This window comes from Streptomyces sp. NPDC008163, assembly GCF_042956885.1.
GTDB classification, from domain to species: domain Bacteria; phylum Actinomycetota; class Actinomycetes; order Streptomycetales; family Streptomycetaceae; genus Streptomyces; species Streptomyces drozdowiczii_A.
In genome coordinates this window covers 258,444-272,834 of sequence record NZ_JBIBHG010000002.1, presented here as the reverse complement: position 1 = coordinate 272,834, position 14,391 = coordinate 258,444, and the positions used below count along the sequence as shown (strand labels likewise).

Annotated in this window: 15 protein-coding genes and 1 riboswitch; of the genes, 7 read left to right on the top strand and 8 right to left on the bottom strand. The window is 74.1% G+C overall.

Annotated elements, in window-relative coordinates; genetic code table 11:
- Positions 1–175: 175 nt before the first annotated feature.
- From ACFZAT_RS06345 to ACFZAT_RS06335, 3 genes are all read right to left on the bottom strand, one after another.
- Complete coding sequence (locus ACFZAT_RS06345) at positions 176–574, bottom strand: DUF3040 domain-containing protein (protein ID WP_018104441.1); 399 nt, start codon at positions 572–574, stop codon at positions 176–178.
- A 281-nt stretch (positions 575–855) separates the two neighbouring features.
- Positions 856–1,614 (bottom strand): bifunctional 2-polyprenyl-6-hydroxyphenol methylase/3-demethylubiquinol 3-O-methyltransferase UbiG, encoded by a 759-nt coding sequence (locus tag ACFZAT_RS06340; protein ID WP_265544812.1) that lies wholly within the window; start codon positions 1,612–1,614, stop codon positions 856–858.
- A gap of 97 nt (positions 1,615–1,711) precedes the next feature.
- The gene (locus ACFZAT_RS06335) at positions 1,712–2,239 is read right to left on the bottom strand and encodes an SAV_6107 family HEPN domain-containing protein (protein ID WP_391260918.1); all 528 of its coding nucleotides are present in this window, start codon (positions 2,237–2,239) and stop codon (positions 1,712–1,714) included.
- Between the two features lie 166 nt (positions 2,240–2,405).
- Here ACFZAT_RS06335 and ACFZAT_RS06330 point away from each other — a divergent pair, with 166 nt between their 5' ends.
- The 5 genes from ACFZAT_RS06330 to ACFZAT_RS06310 all read left to right on the top strand — a co-directional run bounded on the left by ACFZAT_RS06330 (position 2,406) and on the right by ACFZAT_RS06310 (position 8,378).
- Positions 2,406–3,170, top strand: a complete 765-nt coding sequence (locus ACFZAT_RS06330) for an ATP-binding cassette domain-containing protein (protein WP_391260915.1) — start codon at positions 2,406–2,408, stop codon at positions 3,168–3,170.
- Complete coding sequence (locus ACFZAT_RS06325; protein ID WP_391260913.1) at positions 3,142–5,229, top strand: YhgE/Pip family protein; 2,088 nt, start codon at positions 3,142–3,144, stop codon at positions 5,227–5,229. The genes ACFZAT_RS06330 and ACFZAT_RS06325 overlap by 29 nt, the downstream gene beginning before the upstream one ends.
- A gap of 29 nt (positions 5,230–5,258) precedes the next feature.
- On the top strand, positions 5,259–5,870 hold the full coding sequence (locus tag ACFZAT_RS06320; protein WP_391260911.1) for a TetR family transcriptional regulator: 612 nt from the start codon (positions 5,259–5,261) through the stop codon (positions 5,868–5,870).
- A gap of 331 nt (positions 5,871–6,201) precedes the next feature.
- Positions 6,202–6,831: a DUF4126 family protein gene (locus ACFZAT_RS06315; protein WP_391260908.1), complete on the top strand. Its 630-nt coding sequence runs from the start codon at positions 6,202–6,204 to the stop codon at positions 6,829–6,831.
- Between the two features lie 38 nt (positions 6,832–6,869).
- On the top strand, positions 6,870–8,378 hold the full coding sequence (locus ACFZAT_RS06310; RefSeq protein WP_391260905.1) for an FAD-dependent oxidoreductase: 1,509 nt from the start codon (positions 6,870–6,872) through the stop codon (positions 8,376–8,378).
- A gap of 13 nt (positions 8,379–8,391) precedes the next feature.
- Here the strand turns inward: ACFZAT_RS06310 and ACFZAT_RS06305 are convergent, their stop codons facing one another.
- From ACFZAT_RS06305 to ACFZAT_RS06285, 5 genes are all read right to left on the bottom strand, one after another.
- Entirely contained in the window at positions 8,392–9,258 is an 867-nt protein-coding gene (locus ACFZAT_RS06305; RefSeq protein ID WP_391260902.1) for a hypothetical protein, read from the bottom strand.
- A 50-nt stretch (positions 9,259–9,308) separates the two neighbouring features.
- Entirely contained in the window at positions 9,309–10,226 is a 918-nt protein-coding gene (gene metF / locus ACFZAT_RS06300) for a methylenetetrahydrofolate reductase [NAD(P)H] (RefSeq protein WP_391260900.1), read from the bottom strand.
- A gap of 150 nt (positions 10,227–10,376) precedes the next feature.
- Entirely contained in the window at positions 10,377–11,030 is a 654-nt protein-coding gene (gene thiE, locus ACFZAT_RS06295; RefSeq protein WP_391260897.1) for a thiamine phosphate synthase, read from the bottom strand.
- Between the two features lie 98 nt (positions 11,031–11,128).
- Positions 11,129–11,494, bottom strand: a complete 366-nt coding sequence (locus tag ACFZAT_RS06290; RefSeq protein WP_073968171.1) for an Rv2175c family DNA-binding protein — start codon at positions 11,492–11,494, stop codon at positions 11,129–11,131.
- Positions 11,495–11,559: 65 nt separating this feature from the next.
- Positions 11,560–12,792, bottom strand: a complete 1,233-nt coding sequence (locus ACFZAT_RS06285) for an FAD-dependent oxidoreductase (protein WP_391260893.1) — start codon at positions 12,790–12,792, stop codon at positions 11,560–11,562.
- 97 nt (positions 12,793–12,889) lie between these two features.
- A riboswitch (TPP riboswitch) is annotated at positions 12,890–13,002 on the top strand.
- Between ACFZAT_RS06285 and thiO the strand changes: the two genes are divergently transcribed.
- Positions 13,000–14,175, top strand: coding sequence for a glycine oxidase ThiO (gene thiO, locus ACFZAT_RS06280; RefSeq protein WP_391260891.1), 1,176 nt, complete (start codon positions 13,000–13,002; stop codon positions 14,173–14,175). It overlaps the preceding riboswitch by 3 nt.
- The gene (thiS, locus tag ACFZAT_RS06275; protein ID WP_391260888.1) at positions 14,172–14,390 is read left to right on the top strand and encodes a sulfur carrier protein ThiS; all 219 of its coding nucleotides are present in this window, start codon (positions 14,172–14,174) and stop codon (positions 14,388–14,390) included. Before thiO ends, thiS begins: the two co-directional genes overlap by 4 nt.
- Position 14,391: the final 1 nt, after the last annotated feature.

Below are 14,391 nucleotides of genomic sequence, written 5' to 3'. Positions count from 1 at the left end.
CCGCACGGCCCGGGGAGGCGGAGGTGGCCGGGGAGGCGGAGGTGCGCCTCCCGCCTCGGGCGGCCGGGAAGAGGGCAGTGCGCGGGCGGTGCGCAGCCCGCAGCCAGGGCGGCCATACGCGTGAAGGGGCGGCCGCCCACATCGCGGCCGCCCCTTCAGCTGAAGCGTTCTGTGTCTACTGGCCCTGCTCGTCGCGGCGGCGCTGCCACCGTTGTTCGATCCGGTTCATCACGGACCGGCGCTGCCGGGACTGCCTGCGGTCACCCGCGCCGCCCGTGCGCACCGACTGCTGTTCGCCCGGCTTGGGCGCCTTGCGCCATCCGGTAACCGCGAGCACCGCGCAGCCCAGCATGACGAGGAAGCCCACCACGCTGATCCAGATCTGCTGAGCGACCATTCCGGCCATGAGGAGCGCGATACCCACCAGAAAGCCAGCGATCGCCTGGTAGACCCGTCGCCGGGTGTACGTACGCAGCCCACTTCCCTCGAGCGCTGTCGCGAACTTGGGATCTTCGGCGTACAGCGCTCGCTCCATCTGCTCGAGCATTCGCTGCTCGTGCTCCGAGAGCGGCACGGAGTCCTCCTCGTCGTCGGCCGCGGGGGGCGGCCGGTATGCGGCCCTTCCAGGATAGGCAGGGAATCGCCCCCGTGAAACCCGCCCTCATTGCCAAACAGCCAGTCCGGGCCGCCACGACGGCTCAGCTGCTGAGTTGATTCCCCAACCTCCGATCCGTCATGCCGGATGGTGTCCCCCGATCATACGGGGCCGGAGCGCCGAACGGGGCGGTCGGTGCGTACTCCGTCTGCCGCTGCGTCGCTGATCAGCCGCGCTCCCGCCGGTAACCCCCCGGGGGTTCAGCCCCGCTTGGTGCCCAGGACGTGCAGCTGGGTGGCCACGGAGTGGAACGCCGGCAGTTCGGCGGCGGCGGCCTCCAGCCGGAGCAGGGCCTCCATCGCGCCCGGCTCGGTGTCCACCAGCACCCCGGGGACGAGGTCGGCGAAGACCCGGACCCCGTGCACGGCGCCCACCTCGACATCGGCGGCCGTGACCAGCTCGGTCAGCTGCTCCGCGGTGTACCGCCGGGGCATCGGGTCCCCGTCGCCCCACCGGCCCTCGGGGTCGCCCAGCGCGTGCCGCGCCTCGTTGAAGTGGCCGGCCAGCGCGCGGGCCAGGACGGCGCCGCCCAGACCGGCGGCGAGCAGGCTCAGCGCCCCGGCCGGACGGAGGGCCTCCACGGCGTGCCGCACGCCCTCGGCGGGGTCGTCCACGTACTCCAGGACGCCGTGGCAGAGCACCGCGTCGTAGCCCCCGCGCTCGACCACGTCGAACAGGCCGAGGATGTCGCCCTGCACCCCGTGCACCCGGTCGGCGACCCCGGCCTCGGCGGCGCGGCGCTCCAGTGCGAAGAGCGCGTTGGGGCTGGGGTCGACCACGGTGACCCGGTGGCCGAGCCGGGCGGCGGGCACCGCGAAGTTGCCCGTGCCGCCGCCGGTGTCCAGCACGTCCAGGGCGTCCCGGCCGGTCGCCTTGACCCGGCGGTCGAGGGCGTCCTTCAGGACCTCCCAGACCACGGCGGTACGGAGGGAGGCACGGGGGCGCAGCGGGTCGGACACGGCAGTTGACTCCTCGGCACGGGCCGCCCTGGGGCGGAGCGTGAACAGCGCAGGTAACAGGTACCGCCCACCCTATGGCCTGGCGCCGCCCACGCGGTCACCCCGCGTCGGGCCGCTCCCCGCGCGGCTGCGGCAGCACCGGCTGGAGCGCGAGCAGCCGCTCCACGAGGCGCAGGAACATGGCGGCGTCGCGCAGCAGATCGTCGGCCTGCCGCCGGCTGGCCGCCCCGGGTATGCCCGCCTCGGCGCGGGCCCGCCGGGCGGCACCGGAGGCGAAGAGGGCGCTCCACTCGGCGAGTTCGGGCGCCAGCTCCGGAAGGATCTCCCAGGCGCTGCGGATCGGCTCCCGGCGCCGGCGCGCGGGCTCGGGGCGGGCCCGTGCGGCGAGGACGGCGGCCGCGGTGCGCAGGGCGGCCAGATGCGCGGTGGCGTACCGCTCGTTGGGCACGGAGAGGACAGCTGCCTCGTCCAGGCCTGCGCGGGCCTGGGCGAGGAGATCGAGGGCGGCGGGCGGTGCGGTGGTACGCCGGACGACGGGGTGGACATCGCGGGCCGGGCCGGTCGGTGAGGGAGCAGGGCCGTCTGCGCGGCGTCGCGGAGCGGCGGCTGCGGACGAGTGGGCCATGACAGAACCTCCTGTCTCGGTGACGACTCTGTGGCCGTCTGTATCCATCGTGACCGCCCCCACTGACAATTAACCTCTGCACCGCCCTGACCTGGCCTTTTGCTTCGATCGCAAGTTCGGGCTACTTTTTGAACTGACCAGTCAGTTCAAATGAGGGGTGGGGTGCGTGGAGAGTCCGCACGGGGCGGCCGTCACCGCCGAGGACCTGGGTCTCGAAGGGCCGCGCGGCTGGGCCTTCCGGGGCGTGAGCCTCCGCGCGGAGCCCGGCGCCCTGATCGCCGTCGAAGGCCCGTCCGGCTCGGGCCGCACCTGCCTTCTGCTCGCTCTCACCGGCCGCATGCGCCCCACCGAGGGCGAGGCCGCGACCGCAGGCCTCGCCCTGCCGCGCCGGGCCGCCGCCGTCCGCCGCCTCGCCGCCCTGGGCCCGGTGCCCGGGGTCAGCGAACTGGACCCGGCGTTCACGGTCGCCGAGCACCTGCGCGAGCGGGCCCTGCTCCTGCGCCGCTACGACGGCTCCCCGCGCGCCCTGCTGCGCCGGCCCCGGGCGCGGGCCGCCGCCGCCCGCGCCCGGATCGGCGCCGCCCTGGAAGCCGCCGGGCTCGACCCCGCCACGCTGCCCAAGGCCGAGCGCACCGCCGTACGGGACCTGGAGCGGACCGAGGCGCTGCGGCTGTCCGTGGCCCTCGCACTGATGGGCCGGCCCCGGCTGCTCGGGGTGGACGACACCGATCTGAAGCTGTCCGACGACGAGCGGGCCGAGGTGTGGGAGCTGCTGCGCTCCGTCGCCGCCGCCGGCACCACCGTCCTGGCCGTCTGCAGCGAGGCCCCCGAGGACGCCGTCACCGTACGCACGGGCACCGCCCCGGAAACCCACGCCACCACGCACGAGGAGGAACCGGCCGATGCGTTCGCCGAGACTGGCCGCGCTTGAGCTGAGGCGCTTCGGAAGGGGCCGGCTGCCGCGCGCCGCCCTCGCCGCGCTCCTGCTGCTCCCCCTGCTCTACGGCGCCCTGTACCTGTGGTCCTTCTGGGACCCGTACGGCAGGCTGGACCGCATCCCGGTCGCCCTGGTCAACGACGACAAGGGCGCCACCGCCGACGGCAAGCGGATCGCGGCCGGGGACCGGATCACCGGCAAGCTCCTCGACTCGAAGACCTTCGACTGGCACGAGGTGAGCGCCGAGGAGGCCGACCGGGGCGTCGAGAACGGCACGTACTACCTCTCGCTGCGCATGCCCGCCGACTTCAGCGCGCGCATCGCCTCCAGCGCCGGTGACTCCCCCGAGACCGGCGCGCTCCAGGTGCGTACCAACGACGCGAACAACTACATCGTCGGGCAGATATCCCGGACGGTGTTCTCCGAGGTCCGCACGGCCGCGTCGGCCAACGCCTCGCGCGGGTTCCTCGACCGGATCTTCATCAGCTTCTCCGATCTGCACGACCGGACGGCGAAGGCGGCGAAGGGCGCGGCCGACCTCAAGGACGGGATCGGCAAGGCGAAGAAGGGCTCGAAGGACCTCGCGGACGGGCTGAAGGACGCCAAGGCCGGCAGCAAGAAGCTGGCCGGCGGGATCGTGAAGCTGGACAAGGGCGCGGGCGACCTGGAGACCGGCTCGCGCCAGGTCGCCGACGGCACCCAGCTCCTCGCCGACAAGGTCAACGGGGTCGCCGCCGACGTGCGCCCGTTCCTGAAGGACAACGGGAAGACCATCGGTGACACAGCCCGGCTGGTCGCCGACTCGTCGAAGACCGTGCGGGACAATCTGGACCTGCTCGTGAAGGCGGCGCCCACCGCCGCCACCGCCGCGCACACCGCCGCCGACGACCTCGCCGACGTCCACCGCACCCGCTGCCAGGAGCAGCCGGTCCCCGACCCCACCGTCTGCCCGCCGCTGAAGCGCGCCGTGACCGCGGCGGCCGACGTCGCCGCCGTGGCCGACGACGTGAACACCCTGGTCAAGAACCAGAACGGCGACCTGAAGAAGCTGCGCACCCAGCTGACCACGCTGGAGACGCAGGCGAACGGCCTCGCCGCGCGCTCCCCGCACCTGGACGAGGACCTGGGAGCCGCGGTCAGGAAGATCAACGCGCTGAACACCGGCGCGCACAAGGTCGCCACCGGCGCGGACCGGCTGCACACCGGGCTGGGCACGGCGAAGACCGGCTCGTCCGACCTGGACACGGGCGTCGGCAAGCTCAAGAAGGGCGCCACCGGCCTCGACAGGGGCCTCGTCCGCCTCAAGGACGGGTCCACCACGCTCGCCCAGGGGCTCGGCGACGGCGTCGACAAGATCCCCGACTACGGCAAGAAGGACCGCGACGCCCGCACGGAGGTCATGGCCGACCCCGTACGGCTGGCCTCGCGGTCGCTGCACTCCGCCCCGAACTACGGCACGGGCTTCGCGCCCTACTTCATCCCGCTCTCCCTCTGGGTCGGCGCGATGGTGGCGTACATGCTGATCCAGCCGCTCAGCGGGCGGGCCCTGGCGGCCGGGGCACCGGCCCGGCGGATCGCCCTCGCGGGGTGGCTGCCGGTGGCCGGGATCGGGCTGCTCCAGACGGCCGCGCTGATGTCCGTCCTGCACTGGGGCCCCGGCCTGGACATGGCGCACACCGCCGGGACGCTCGGCTTCCTGGCGCTGGTCACCTGCTGCTTCGCGGCGATCGTGCAGTGGCTGAACGCCTGCTTCGGCGCGGCCGGGCGCATCCTCGTCCTCGCGCTGCTGATGCTCCAGCTGACCTCGGCCGGCGGCACCTACCCCGTACAGACCAGTCCCGGCTTCTTCAACGCGATCCACCCGTACCTGCCGATGAGCTACGTCGTGGAGGGGCTGCGCCGGCTCATCACGGGCGGCGGGCTCGGCCCGGTCTGGCAGGGCTGCGCGGTGCTGGTGGCCTTCACCGCCGGGGCGCTCGCGCTGACCGCCCTGTCGGCCCGCCGCAAGCAGATGTGGACACTGGAGCGGCTGCATCCGGAGCTGAGCCTGTGACCGTGCCGGGACCTGTGAGAATCAGGTCCATGGAAAGCAGTAGCAGCGCGCGCCGCCAGGCCACCCGGCAGAGGCTCTACGAAGCAGCCGTCACCCTCATCGCCGAGAAGGGCTTCTCGGCGACCACGGTGGACGAGATCGCCGACCGGGCCGGGGTCGCCAAGGGCACGGTCTACTACAACTTCAAGAGCAAGACCGAGCTCTTCGAGGAGCTGCTGCGCCACGGCGTCGGCCTGCTCACCTCCTCGCTGCGCGCGGCAGCCGAGGAGACCGGCGCCCGCGGCGGCAGCCGGGTCGAGGCGCTGGACGCCATGATCCGGGCCGGTCTGGTCTTCATCGACCGCTACCCGGCCTTCACCCAGCTGTACGTGGCCGAGCTCTGGCGCACCAACCGCGCCTGGCAGTCCACGCTCCTGGTGGTGCGCCGCGAGGCGGTCGCCGTGGTGGAGGGCGTCATCGCGGAAGGCGTGGCGAACGGCGAGCTGAGCGAGGAGATCGACGTGCCGCTGACGGCGGCGGCGCTCGTCGGGATGGTGCTGGTGGCGGCGCTGGACTGGCAGGCGTTCCAGCCGGAGCGCTCGATCGACGATGTGCACTCGGCGCTGTCCCTGCTGCTGCGCGGCCGCGTCAGCGGGCGCTGAGCCCCCTGTACGCACGAAGGCGCCGGTCGCGCGTGGCCCGTCCCCCGAGCCCGCCCGACCGGCGCCTTCCGTGCTGCGGAGGACCGTCCCCCGTGACCCCGTGTCCCCCGTGGTCCCGAAGTCCTCCGTCGCGCACCCCCGTTCGGAAGGGAGCGACCGCCCCGCCCCGCCGCCCCGTGCCGGCGCCCCTTCCGTGGACACCCACTCTGCCGTTCCAGCAGGTCACGGCCCATCCGTGCGGCTACTCATCCCGCGCTCTGAGTACGGATACTCAGAGCTGGGTTTCCCGCGCCCTGCCGGAGGGCCGGACCCGCTGGCTACGATCGCCTGCGTGTCGGTACTCCCTCTGGTGTTCACAAGCGGCTGGGCGAGCGGGATCAACGCGTACGCGGTGGTCCTCCTGCTCGGCATATTCGGCGCGACCGGTGTCAGCGACGAGGTGCCCGCCTCGCTCCAGCGCACCGACGTGCTCGTCGTCGTCGCGGTCCTCTTCCTCTGCGAGGTGGTCGCCGACAAGGTCCCCTATGTCGACACCGCGTGGGACGCGGTGCACACGGTCGTCAGGCCGGTGGCGGGCGCGGTGGTCGCGGCGCTGCTGGCCGGCGAGAGCGGTTCGCTCCCGGAGATCGCGGCCGGTGCCATCGGGGGCTCGACCGCCCTGGTGAGCCACCTGGTGAAGGCCGGGACTCGGATGGCGGTCAACACCTCACCCGAGCCGTTCAGCAACATCGCGCTGAGCGCCGTCGAGGACCTGGGCGTCGCGGGGGTCGTCACCTTCGCGATCTTCCATCCGTGGATCGCCGCCACCCTCGCCGGGACGTTCCTCGTCGTGGGCCTCGCGATCGTGATCTTCCTGGCCTCCCGGATCCGCAGGTTCTGGCGCCGCAGGGCGGAGCGCCGTGCGGCGAAGCGCGGCGGGCAGCAGCCCGTCCTCCCCTCGGCCAACCCTCCCTGGGGCTGACGGCGGGTCTTCCGGTGGCGGCCGTTAAGGTCGCCTGCATGGCACGAATTGCGGTGATCGGCGCCGGGATGGGCGCGATGGCGGCGGCGGCCCGGCTGGCCGTGGCAGGCCACCGGGTGACGGTGTACGAGCGGTCGGAGACGTACGGCGGCTCGCTCGGGCAGCACGCCGAGGAGGGCTTCGTGTTCGACACCGGGCCCGGGCTGCTCCCTCTCCCCGCGGTCTACCGCGACCTGTTCGTGAAGACCGGCAAGGAACCGCTGGAGCGGTGCGTCACGCTGACCCAGGTGGACCCGGCGAGCCGGCACCTCTTCGCGGACGGCACCGCCGTCTCGCTGCCGAACGCCTCGCGCGCCGGGACCGTCGCCGCCCTGGACACCGCGCTCGGCGGTGGCGCCGGCGCGAAGTGGGGGGCCTTCCTCGACCGGGCCAGGGACGCCTGGGACCGCTCGCGGCGGCCGCTCCTGGAGGAGCCCCTGCGCCCCGACTGGCAGGTGCTGGGCCGTGATCCGTATCCGGCCGAGGAGCGCAAGCGCCTGCTGCGCCCGGCGCGGCGGGCCGGGACGGTGGCGGAGATCGGGGCCTGGGAGCTGGCGGACCCCCGGCTGGCGGCCCTCCTCGACGGATACGCCCTCGCGTACGGCCTCGACCCCGCGCGCGCCCCGGCGGGCGCGGCCCTCCTGCCGTACATGGAGGAGACGTTCGGCACCTGGTACGTGAGCGGCGGCATGCGGGCGCTGGCCCGGGCGGTGTACGAGCGGTGCCTGGCCCGGAAGGTGGAGTTCGTCTTCGGCGCCGAAGTGGCCCGGGTCGTGGAGAAGGACGGCCGTGCGGCGGGCGTGGAGCTGGCGGACGGGACGGTCGCGGAGGCCGCCCATGTGGTGCTCGGGGCCCGGCCGTGGCCCGGTCTGGTGCCGGGTCAGGAGCTGTGGGCGGACGGGGAGGTGACGGTGCGTGCGGACGCGGCGGGGGCCGGCCGGTTCGTGGTGATGCTGTCGCTGCGCGGCGGGCGGCCCGCGGACGCCGTGCACCGGACCGTGGTGCACCCGGCGGACGGGGCGGCCGAGCGCGAGGCGGTGTTCGGGGGCCGGATCGCCGCGCACCCGACGGTGACCGTGCTGCGCCCCGACGATCCGTCGACCCGCCCCGACGCGGAGCACGAGGCGGTGACGCTGGTGGCGACGGTGGCCCCGCACGGCCCGGTGGACTGGACGGACGAGGCGGTGCGGGCCCGGTTCGCCCGGACGCTGACCGAGGCGGCGGGCGCGGCGGTGCCGGGGCTGCGGGAGCGGGTGCTGCGGACGCGGGTGCGGACGCCCGCCGAGACCGCCGCGGACACGGGCGCCGAGGGCGGTGCGGTGCCGCCGCCGGCGCTGGGCGGTGCCGGGGGCGCGTTCCTGCATCCCGCCAACCGGACCCGGCTGCCGGGTCTGTTGCTGGCCGGCGGCTGGTCGCATCCGGGCGGCGGACTCGCGCACGCGGGCATGTCCGGGGCGTTGGTCGCGGGGACCGTGGTGGAGGGGGACGGCTTCCGCGGCTCGCAGTGAGCCCGGGGGCGCCTCAGTAGCGGTACTGCTCGTTGTAGCCGGTGTCGTAGCCGTTCGGGTACGGGGCCGGCTGGGCGGCGGGCTGCTGCGGATAGTGCTCGCCCTCGCGCTGCTGCGGCACCCAGACACCGCCCGGCGGGGTCTCCGAGCCGTAGGTGTCGCCCTGCGCGTACGGGTCGGGGTACTGCTGCTGGCCGCCGTAGCCGTCGTAGTTCCCGTAGCCGTCGTACGTGCCGTACTGCGGGGTGCTCGCGGTGGTGCCGATGTACGGGTCGGAGTAGGCGGCGTAGCTCTGCGGATCGGTGCCGTAGTCGTACTGCCCGGCCCCGGCATAGGTGTCCTGGCCCTGGGGCTGCTGGACCGGGTAGCCGTAGGGGTCGTACGCCTCGTGGCTCTGCGCGGCCGGCGGCTCCTCGGCCGGGCGGGGCGGGACGGGGTCGCTGTAGACGCCGTACTGGCCGGTGTCCTCGTCCATCGGTTGGGTCGCGTAGACGGCGGGGGCAGGGGCGGACGGCGGGTCGGACGGGGCCTCGGGGGCTCCGCCCTCGTACTCCACCTCCAGGTCCGAGACCTCCAGGGTGGGCTTGCGTGCGGCGGCGCCACGCCGGCGGCGGCTCTCACCGGGCTTGCCCCCGATCGCCCAGCCGGTGGAGAAGCCCTTGCGGAACGAGAGCGTGACGTAGGTCTGGCCGGTGGCGAAGGCGACCGCGCCGAGGGCGATGACGGGCACGGACGGCATCAGGACGCCGACCACCACACCGAGGAAGCCGGTGAAGGCGAGGAGGCGCCAGCGCAGCCGCGCCTTGTACTGCAGCAGCACTTCGCCGAGCAGCCACAGCGCGACGACACCGAACGCGATGTAGAGGACCGTCCAGCCCATGCCCGCCCCCTTCTACGGCCACCGCACCGGTTGGTGGCGGGTACGGCCGGTCACGACTGCTTGTGCAGTCCGAGATTCTCGTAGATCTCGAGCGTCGCAGTCGAGTTGTTCAGCGTGATGAAGTGCAGTCCGGGCACGCCCTCGGAGAGCAGCTTCGCGCTGAACCGCGTTGCGAAGTCGATGCCAATGGAGCGTACAGCGGCGGCGTCGTCCTTGGCAGCGAGGATGCGCTCTTTCAGGTCGTCGGGCAGCGCCGCGTCGCTGAGCTGGGAAAGCCGCTCCAGCTGACGGACGTTGGTGACCGGCATGACCTCGGGGATGATCGGTGTGTCGCAACCGGCGGCGACCACCCGGTCACGCATCCGGAGATACGCCTCGGGGTCGAAGAACATCTGCGTGATCGCGTAGTCGGCGCCCGCGCGGCACTTGTCCACGAAGTGCCGGATGTCGGTGTCCCAGTCGCCGGAGCGCGGGTGCCGCTCGGGGAACGCCGCGACGCCGACGCAGAAGTCGCCGGCCTCCTTGATCAGCCGGACCAGGTCCGCCGCGTACTTCACGCCCTGCGGGTGCTCGACCCAGGGGCCCATCGGGTCGCCCGGCGGGTCGCCGCGCAGGGCGAGGATGTTGCGGATGCCGGCGTCCGCGAACTGGCCGACCATGTTGCGCAGTTCGGCGACCGAGTGGTTGACGGCCGTGAGGTGCGCGACCGGGGTGAGCGTGGACTCGGCGGCGATGTCCTGGGTGGCCTTCACCGTGCCGGAACGGGTGGAGCCGCCGGCCCCGTACGTCACCGAGACGAAGCTCGGGGCGACGGCCTCGACCCGGCGCAGCGCGTTCCACAGGTTGCGCTCGCCCTTCTCGGTCTTGGGCGCCCAGAACTCGAACGAGTACGAGGTCGCGCCGGTCGCGAGCATCTCACGCACGGTGCGCGCGTGATCTGTCCTGGTGGAAGGTGTGCCAAGGGCCATACGGGCAGGTTAACCAGGGCGGGGCGGGCCCCCAACCGAACCGGAGGCATTTGCCGGAATTGACTGATTCTTGTCCATCCTTCGGACAGATTCGTCCCAGGCCGGTACCGGCCGGTGCCGGACCTCCGCTCCGGAGGCGGCTCTCCGCCGTCAGGCTCCGGCGCGCTCGCGGACCCGTCGTGCCAGCTCAGCGGCGGCACCACCGGGGTCGGACGCCTCCGTGACGGCCCGTACGACCACGACCCGCCGGGCCCCGGCGTCCAGCACCTGGTCGAGGTTGTCCGCGTCGATGCCCCCGATGGCGAACCAGGGGCGGGCCGGGGCGAGCGAGGCGGCGTACCGCACGAGGTCCAGGCCGGGCGCGTGGCGGCCGGGCTTGGTGGGGGTGGGCCAGCAGGGGCCGGTGCAGAAGTAGTCCACGCCGGGCTCGGCGACGGCGGCGTCGACCTCGGCCTCGGCGTGCGTGGAGCGGCCGATGACCGGCTCGGCGCCGATGATCGCGCGGGCCGCCGGGACCGGCAGGTCGCCCTGGCCCAGGTGCAGCACGTCGGAGCCGATGGCGTGGGCCACGTCCGCCCGGTCGTTGACGGCGAGGAGCTTGCCGTGCCGCTTGCAGGCGTCCGCGAAGACGGCCAAGTGGTCCAGCTCCTCACCGGCCTCCATGCCCTTGTCGCGGAGCTGGACGATGTCCACCCCGCCGGCGAGGACCGCGTCGAGGAAGTCGGGCAGGTCTCCCTGGCGCCTGCGGGCGTCCGTGCACAGGTAGAGCCGGGCGTCGGACAGCTGGGCGCGAGGCGTGGACATGGTGCGGTTCCCCCCGGGGACGGTGATGGCGGATCGGTGGTGCGGCGCGGGGAAGCGGGCCGCCCGCTCGTGCGGTGCGGCCCGCTTCCCCGGGCGGTTCAGACGGCGAGCGCCTGGGCGCGGCGCTTCACCTCCGTGCCGCGATTCTCACTCAGTGCCTGCGCGGGGGTGCCGGGCAGGGTCGGGTCGGGGGTGAAGAGCCATTCGAGCATCTCCTCGTCGGAGAAGCCGTCGTCCTTCAGGAGCGTCAGGGTCCCGGAGAGGCCCTTGACCACCTTGTTGCCGTCGATGAAGGCGGCGGGCACCTGAAGTGCCCGGTTCTCCCCACGGCGTACGGCGATGAGCTGGCCCTCCTTGACCAGCTGCCGCACACGCGTCACCTCGACATCGAGCATTTCCGCGATGTCGGGCAGGTGGAGCCAGGCAGGGACGAGAGCATCGATCTTTGCGTCAATCTCGGTCACGGGACAAGCCTGCCATCCCGGACTGACAGCCGAAACCCGGACTCGGCCCTTCAGGTCCCGGGCCGTTACGGCAGGACCGCCGACTTCAGCGGTACGGAGGGGTCCCCGCCCCGGTCCGCGTCGAGCCGGGCCCCCGCCTCGATGAGCCGGCGCCCCTGCGCCAGGTCGCGCGGGCGGCCGACCGCGACCACCGCGACCAGGGCGCCTTCGCGCAGCCAGCACACGGACCAGGCGGGTTCGGCCGGGTCGCCGCGCCACAGCAGGGTGTCCGCGTCCGCGTGGTGCCCGGCGTACTGCACGAAGCGGCCGAACTGCTCGGACCAGAAGTAGGGCACCGGGTCGTACGGCGGGATGTCGGCGCCCTCCGTCGCGATGTGGGCGGCGGCGGTCCTGGGCCCCTGGAGGGCGTTGTCCCAGTGGTGGACGACCAGGCGGGTGCCGTAGCGGGCCGAGGGGAAGGAGGCGCAGTCGCCGACCGCGTACACGTCGGGCAGCGAGGTGCGCAGCGCCGCGTCGGCGGTCACCGAGCCCTCGGGCCCGAGCGCGATCCCGGAGCCGGCGAGCCAGCCGGTGGCGGGGCGGGCGCCGATGCCGACGACGACCGCGCCGGCCGGGAGGGTGCGTCCGTCGGTGAGGACCACCGTGCCGGGCTCGACGCGGGCGACCCGGGCGCCGGTGAGGAGCCGGGCGCCGCTCTCCTCGTACCAGGCGGCCATCGGGGCGGCGACCTCGGCGGGCAGGGCGCCGGCCAGGGGGCGGTCGGCGGCTTCGACGACGGTGACCTCGCAGCCGGCGGCACGGGCGGCGGTGGCGAACTCGGCGCCGATCCAGCCGGCGCCGACGACCACGACGGGGTGCCCGGCCTCCAGGACGGGCCGCAGCCGGGCCGCGTCGTCGAGGGTGCGCAGCAGATGCACGCCGGGGATGCCTTCGGAGCCGGGCAGGGCGACGGGTTCGGCGCCGGTGGCGAGGACCAGGACGTCGTAACGGACCGGGCCCCCGGAGGTGTCGAGTTCATGGGCGCCGGCGCGGACCCCGGTGACCTCGCAGCCCAGCCGCAGGGTGATGTCCAGCCCCTCGAAGTCGATGTCGAAGGCGGACTCCTCGGCCTTGCCCAGCAGCACCGCCTTGGACAGCGGTGGCCGGTCGTAGGGCTGGTGGGGTTCGGCGCCGATCAGGGTGACGGGGCCGGTGAAGCCCTGTTCCCGCAGGGCGACGGCGGTCTGCACGCCCGCCATGCCCGCGCCCGCGACGACGACCCGGCGTTCGGTCCGCTCTGCCCGCTGCTGCTCGCTCACCTGATCCACCTTACGTACCTGACGGGACGTCAAGAAAGGGCGCCCCCTCCCCCGGCCCTCCCTACCCGGTCCGCCGGGCGGGGTTTAGGGTGGCCACCGTAAGACACGCGGGAGCCCGGACGGACCGGGCTGAGAGGGAGGCTGGACGGCCTCCGACCGTACGAACCTGATCCGGGTCATGCCGGCGAAGGGAGGGGCTGGACGCCCATGCGCACCCATCCCACCGAAGGGTCCGACGTCCTCGTCATCGGGGGCGGCATCATCGGCCTGGTGACCGCCTGGCGGGTCGCCCGGCGCGGCCTGGCCGTCGCGCTCGCCGACCCGGGGCCGGGCGGCGGAGCGGCCCGGGTCGCGGCCGGCATGCTGGCCGCCGTCACCGAGCTGCACTACGGCGAGGAGACGCTGCTCGGGCTCAACCTCGCCTCCGCCCGGCGCTATCCGTCGTTCACGGCGGAGCTGGAGGAGGCGAGCGGGCAGGACATCGGCTTCCGCGCCTGCGGCACCCTGGCCGTCGCGCTCGACGCCGACGACCGCGCCCATCTGCGCGAGCTCCACGAGCTGCAACGCCGCTCGGGCCTGGAGTCGGAGTGGCTGACCGGGCGCGAGTGCCGCCGCCTGGAACCGATGCTCGCCCCGGGCGTGCGCGGCGGCCTGCGGGTGGACGGCGACCACCAGGTCGATCCGCGCCGCCTCGCCGCCGCGCTGCTCACCGCCTGCGAACGGGCCGGAGTGGTCTTCCACCGCCGCCGGGCCGACCGCCTCTCGGTGGTCGCGGACCGGGCCGCGGGAGCCGTGCTCGACGACGGTACGGAGCTGGCCGCCGGCCAGGTCGTGCTCGCCGCGGGCAGCCTCAGCGGCCGGCTCGCCGGGGTCCCCGCCCATGTCCTGCCGCCGGTCCGCCCGGTCAAGGGCCAGGTGCTGCGCCTCACCGTGCCCCCGGCGTACGCCCCCTTCCTCTCGCGCACCGTGCGCGCGGTGGTCCGGGGCAGCCACGTCTATCTCGTGCCGCGCGAGAACGGCGAGCTGGTCGTCGGCGCCACCACCGAGGAGATGGGCTGGGACACCACCGTCACGGCGGGCGGGGTCTACGAGCTGCTGCGCGACGCCCACGAGCTGGTGCCCGGGATCACCGAGCTGCCGCTCACCGAGACCCGCGCCGGTCTGCGCCCCGCCTCCCCCGACAACGCCCCGCTGCTCGGCCGCACCGCGCTGCCCGGCCTCCACCTCGCCACCGGCCACGGCCGCAACGGCGTGCTGCTCACCCCCGTCACCGGGGACGCCATGGCGTCGCTGCTGGCCGACGGCGAGCTGCCCGAGGCGGCCCGCCCCTTCTCCCCCGGCCGGTTCGCCCCGGCCCCCGCATCCCAGGAGCAGCCCGCATGACCGACCCGACCCCGCTCACCGTGTCCGTGAACGGAGCCCCGGCCGCCGTCGCGCCGGGCACCACCCTGGACGCCCTCGTCGCGACGCTGACCGACGCGACGGCGGGGGTGGCCGCCGCGCTCAACGAGACCGTGGTGCCGCGCGGCCAGTGGTCCGCCGCAGCGCTCGTCGACGGCGACCGGGTCGAGGTCCTGACCGCGGTCCAGGGAGGCTGAC

Coding starts and splice junctions, on each gene's coding strand:
- ACFZAT_RS06335 (WP_391260918.1), bottom strand. CDS start 2,239: ATGGCCCACTCGTCCGCAGCCGCCGCTCCGCGACGCCGCGCAGACGGC.
- ACFZAT_RS06325 (WP_391260913.1), top strand. CDS start 3,142: ATGCGTTCGCCGAGACTGGCCGCGCTTGAGCTGAGGCGCTTCGGAAGG.
- ACFZAT_RS06320 (WP_391260911.1), top strand. CDS start 5,259: ATGGAAAGCAGTAGCAGCGCGCGCCGCCAGGCCACCCGGCAGAGGCTC.
- ACFZAT_RS06310 (WP_391260905.1), top strand. CDS start 6,870: ATGGCACGAATTGCGGTGATCGGCGCCGGGATGGGCGCGATGGCGGCG.
- ACFZAT_RS06305 (WP_391260902.1), bottom strand. CDS start 9,258: ATGGGCTGGACGGTCCTCTACATCGCGTTCGGTGTCGTCGCGCTGTGG.
- metF (WP_391260900.1), bottom strand. CDS start 10,226: ATGGCCCTTGGCACACCTTCCACCAGGACAGATCACGCGCGCACCGTG.
- thiE (WP_391260897.1), bottom strand. CDS start 11,030: ATGTCCACGCCTCGCGCCCAGCTGTCCGACGCCCGGCTCTACCTGTGC.
- thiO (WP_391260891.1), top strand. CDS start 13,000: ATGCGCACCCATCCCACCGAAGGGTCCGACGTCCTCGTCATCGGGGGC.
- thiS (WP_391260888.1), top strand. CDS start 14,172: ATGACCGACCCGACCCCGCTCACCGTGTCCGTGAACGGAGCCCCGGCC.